The 4,705-nt window shown below is 68.4% G+C and carries 3 protein-coding genes; 2 read left to right on the top strand and 1 reads right to left on the bottom strand.

Translation table 11 applies throughout. The features are described 5' to 3' along the window. On the bottom strand, nt 1-203 hold a 203-nt coding region (locus ACT6Y9_RS08760; RefSeq protein WP_443744258.1), incomplete at its 3' end, for a class I SAM-dependent methyltransferase. A 410-nt stretch (nt 204-613) separates the two neighbouring features. Here ACT6Y9_RS08760 and ACT6Y9_RS08755 point away from each other — a divergent pair. Together ACT6Y9_RS08755 and ACT6Y9_RS08750 are read left to right on the top strand one after the other, a co-directional pair. Continuing rightward, nucleotides 614-2,662, top strand: a complete 2,049-nt coding sequence (locus ACT6Y9_RS08755; protein WP_443744257.1) for an FAD-dependent oxidoreductase — start codon at nt 614-616, stop codon at nt 2,660-2,662. A gap of 18 nt (nt 2,663-2,680) precedes the next feature. Further along, nucleotides 2,681-4,573, top strand: a complete 1,893-nt coding sequence (locus ACT6Y9_RS08750) for a [FeFe] hydrogenase, group A (protein WP_443744256.1) — start codon at nt 2,681-2,683, stop codon at nt 4,571-4,573. Nucleotides 4,574-4,705 lie beyond the last annotated feature (132 nt).

Here is a 4,705-nt window from a genome sequence, read left to right as displayed (position 1 = left end):
TTGGCGCCGCGCTCCGCGAGCCGCCGCGCCTCACGTCCGGTGCCGCAGCCGACTTCGAGGACGCGGGCGCCCTTGGGCGTCCACCGCTCGAGGAGCGCCGTCACCGTCTCGGGACGCAGCGCCTCGTAGCGCGCGGCAAGCTCCTGCGCATGGGCGTCGTAGAAGGCGACCGTCCGGGTCGGATCGGTCGGGCGGTCGGTCATGATCGGCGTCTCCCGTAGTGGGTATTAGATTCATCCTATTCTCCATCGGAGAAGAGGATCCATGCGGGTTAACCTTTGTTTTCTGGTTGATGAAGCGCCTATCAGCTGCATTGAAGACGGGTTATTCCTTAGGAAAAAAGCTGAAGCGACCGCTATCTGCCGAAAGACGTAGATAGAATGATCGAGCCCCCTAGGCCCCGTCCGAATTGCCGGCACCCCCGATGCCTTCCGGCTGCGCGTCCGCGGCATGTCCGCCCCGCACCCGCCGCCCGTGCGCTCGTCGCTCGTGCTCGGTCTCAGAAAGCGGGGCCTCAACAAGCAGCGCGTTACGGCCCGCGTCCCATGTTATTCATCTCATGAATAGCGAAGGTCCGCGTTCGGTCTGCGCACACATCCCAAGCGAGACCACCATGGAAGAAGCATTTCTCTACGGCTTCTGGAAGGGCCGGCGCATCGAGCGTCGGCGCCCGCCCGAAGACGCGCTGCCCGAGGACTTTCCGTTCGAGGAGCTTCAGGAGTTCAACCGCGGGAACCCCGTCACGAGCGTTCTCGGTCCGCAGGGATTTCTGATGCTGCGCGGGGCGCCGAAGCTTCCCGAGGTGCTGCTCGCCTACTACGACGAAGCGCGCCGCATGTCCTGCGGGCGCTGCACGCCCTGCCGCATCGGCACGATCGTGATCTGCGAGGCGCTCACCGAGGCCGTTGAGGGGCGCGGTGCGGACGTGGACTGGGAGGCCGTGCGCATGGCCGCGCGGCAGATGCAGACGACGTCCCTCTGCGGCATCGGCTTCTCCACGCCCGAGCCCATGATCGGCGCGATCGACGGCTTTCTGGAGGAATTGAAGACCACCGAGCCCGTGGCGGCCCCGGGCGCGCTCGCCCGCGCGCGGCTCTACGTTTCGACCGCCACGGCGCCCTGCATCGAGGCGTGTCCGGCGAACATCAACATCCCGCGCTACATCGACTACATCCGCGACGGGCGTCCCGAGATCGCCGAGGGCGTGCTCATGCAGCACTACCCGCTCGTAGGCACCTGCGGGCGCGTGTGCGTGCGGCCCTGCGAGAAGGCCTGTGCGCGCCGGATGGTGGACAAGGCCCTCGCAATCAAGGACTTGAAGCGCTTCGCCGCGGACAACGCGGGCGCGGCCGTCTCGCACCTCTTCTCGCCCTGCGCGCCCGAGGCGGGCGTGGATCCCGAGGAGCGGATCGCGGTTGTAGGCGCCGGTCCCGCGGGCATCACCTGCGCCTACCATCTGCTGCAGATGGGCCGCCGGGTGGACGTCTTCGAGATGGAGAACGAAGCGGGCGGCATGGCGCGCTGGGGCATCCCCGCCTACCGCCTGCCGCGCGAGGAGCTGCGCGGCGAAACGGACGTCGTGAAGGCCCTGGGCGGGCGCTTCCTCTTCGGCCGAAAGCTCGGCCGCGACTTCTCGGTGAACGACCTTCTGACGAAGATGGGCTATTCGGCCGTCTTCCTCGGGATCGGCTGCGCGCTCGGGCAGTACCTCAACCTCCCCGACGAAGACCAGTCGGCCGAAGGCTACCTCAAGGGCCTCGACTTCCTGCTGGAGGTCGAGAAGAGCCAGAAGAACCCGGGCGGTCCCGCGCCGCTCGAAGGCGACGTGGTCGTGGTCGGCTGCGGCAACGTCGCGATGGACTGCTGCCGCACCGCGCGGCGCCTTCTGAAGAAGGGCCGCGTGATCGTCTCCTACCGCCGCGTCGAGGCTTTGGCCCCCGCGGACCCCGAGGAGATCAAGGGCGCGCGCGCCGAAGGCGTGGAGTTTGAATTCCTCTCCGCTCCGAAGCGCATCCTCGTCGAGGACGGCCGCGTGGTCGGGATTGAGCTCACCCGCATGCGGCAGACCGAGCCCGACGCCTCCGGGCGCAGCGGCGTGAAGCCCATCCCGGGCTCGGAATTCGTGATTCCCTGCAGCCACGTGATCGCCTCGATCGGCCAGAAGATGGACGTTTCGGTCTTCTCTGAAGCGGACGGCATCGCGCTCTCGCGCTGGAACACCATCGACACGAAGGAGGACTACACCACCTCGCGCGAAGGCGTCTTCGCGGGCGGCGACGCCGCCGTGGGCGCGCAGACCCTCATCCTTGCGATGACGCACGGCGAGGGCGCCGCGAAGTCGATCGACGAATACCTCAAGCGCCGCACGCCGGCCTTCTTCCCGAGAAGGCGCCTCTCGCGGATCATCAAGCGCGCCGACCTGCTCGGACGCTGTCCGCCCGCGAAGCCCTTCGTCGAATCCGAGCGCTTCGAAGTGAAGATGCTCGACGCCCGCGAACGCACCCACGCCACGCCCTGGGCGGAGGTGGAGTTCGGCATGACGAGAGAGGAGGCCTGGCACGAGTCGAAGCGCTGCATGCGCTGCTACCGGTTGATCGCGCTCACGACGCGCGAACCCGTGCCGCAGACGCAGGCGACCGACGACAAGACGGCCGCGCTCTAACCCTGGAGGAACTTCGCGATGACTGATCAGAACACCATGACGGCGCCCGAAGAGACCGGGGCCGAAGCGCGCCGCGCCGAGATCGACGGCGTCTCCATTCCCATCGAAGAGAACGAAACGATTCTTCAGGCCGCGCGCCGCACCGGGATCTTCATCCCGACGCTCTGCGAATTCGCCGCCCTCAACCACACGCCCGGCACCTGCCGCGTGTGCCTCGTGGCGCTCGCGCGTGAAGGCGGCGGCCACGACGTCGTCACCTCGTGCGACACGCGCATCCTTCCGGGCATGAAGATCGAGACCCGCACGGCCGAAGTGCGCCGCCGCCGGCGCCTGCAGATGGAGCTCCTCTTCGCCGACCACGACGAAAAGTGCTCCTCGTGCGCGCGCCACGGCGACTGCGAACTGCAGCGCACGGCGCTCAACGTCGGCCTCGAAGGGTCGAGCCTTTCCGGGAGGTGGCTCGCCAAGCGCCCGATGGACGCCACGGCCCCGGCGATGCGCTTTGACGGCGGCAAGTGCATCCGTTGCCTGCGCTGCATCGAGGTCTGCCGCCGGGTGCAGGGCCCCGAAGTCGCCGCCCTCACGCTCGAGAGCGTCGGCACGGGCTCGCGCGTGGGCTTTCGCGGCGCGAAGAACTGGGGGGCCTCCGACGTCTGCATCCAGTGCGGACAGTGCGCGCTCGTCTGTCCCACGGGCGCGATCAGCGTGCGCGACGACTGCTGCACGGCGCTCGACCTGCTCGACGATCCGAAGCTCGTCACCGTCTGGCAGATTGCGCCGGCGGTGCGCGTGGCGATCGCCGAGGAGTTCGGCCTCCCGCCCGGCACGAACGTCGAGGGGCGCATCGTTGCCGCCTTGAAGCGCCTCGGCGCGGACTACGTGATGGACACGCGCTGGTCGGCCGACGTGACGATCATGGAGGAGGGAACCGAGATGCTCGCGAACCTCGAGCGCGCGAAGGCGCAGGGGACGATGGAGCGCCCCTTCACGTACTTCACCTCCTGCTGCCCGGGCTGGGTGAACTACGTCGAGAAGGTCGCGCCCGACATGATCCCGCACCTCTCGACCACGCGCTCGCCGCAGGCGATCTTCTCGGCCGTCGCGAAGACGTGGCTCCCCAAGGTTCTCGGAATCGACGCGAAGTCGATCCGCGTGGTCTCCGTCATGCCCTGCACGGCGAAGAAGGGCGAGGCGGCGAGGAAGCTCCTCGCCCGCGAAGGCGGCGCCCGGGACACCGACCTCGTACTCACGGTGCGCGAGCTTGCGCGCCTTGTGAAGCGCTTCGGGCTCGATCTCAAGACGCTCCCCGAGATGCCCTTCGACACGCCCCTCATGACCGAAGCCTCGGGCGCGGCACAGATCTTCGCGAGCACGGGCGGCGTGATGGAGGCGGCGCTGCGCACGATGTCCGCCCTCAAGAACTCGGGCGAAGCGCCCCGGATCGAGTTCGATGCGGTGCGCGGCCCCAAGGGCGTCAAGGAGGCCGTGGTGCACCTCGGCGACCTCGGCGACGTGCGCGTCGCGGTCGTGCACGAATGCGCGAACGTCGCGCACGTGATCGACCTGGTGCGCAGGGGCGAGGCGCCCTGGCACTTCGTCGAGGTGATGGCCTGCCCGAACGGATGCATCGGCGGCGGCGGCACGCCCCGCGGACGCGACGTCTGGGGAACGAACCTCGCGGCGCGCCAAAAGACGGTCTACGCGATCGACCGGAAGATGCCGGTGCGCGCGGCCCACGAGAATCCGGAGGTGCAGCGTCTCTACGCCGACTTTCTCGGCGCGCCCGGGAGCCATCTCGCCCACGAGCTCCTGCACTGCACGTACGAGGCGCGCGAGCATCACCACGAGAAGAACACCGCCCGGAAGATCCTTCACCTCGTGAACCTCTCGCCCGAAGGGCGGCAGGGCTGACGGCGCAAAAGCGCCTTGAACCCGGCCGAGGGGCCCGGCGCGGCAGATGGAAGTCCATCCCGGCTGCGCCGGGCCCTTTGCGTCCGCACGCATTTTGTTTGACTGCGCCGCAGAGCCTCGAGGAGGACGGCC

Origin of the sequence: Sutterella sp. (assembly GCF_052272535.1) — a bacterium.
Lineage (GTDB): Bacteria > Pseudomonadota > Gammaproteobacteria > Burkholderiales > Burkholderiaceae_F > Sutterella.
The sequence above is the reverse complement of the archived record's forward strand: the minus strand, read 5'-3'. Positions and strand labels throughout refer to the sequence as shown.

What these genes read in the sequence shown, in the direction of transcription:
- ACT6Y9_RS08755 (WP_443744257.1), top strand. Translation starts at nt 614, where the DNA reads ATGGAAGAAGCATTTCTCTACGGCTTCTGGAAGGGCCGGCGCATCGAG.
- ACT6Y9_RS08750 (WP_443744256.1), top strand. Translation starts at nt 2,681, where the DNA reads ATGACTGATCAGAACACCATGACGGCGCCCGAAGAGACCGGGGCCGAA.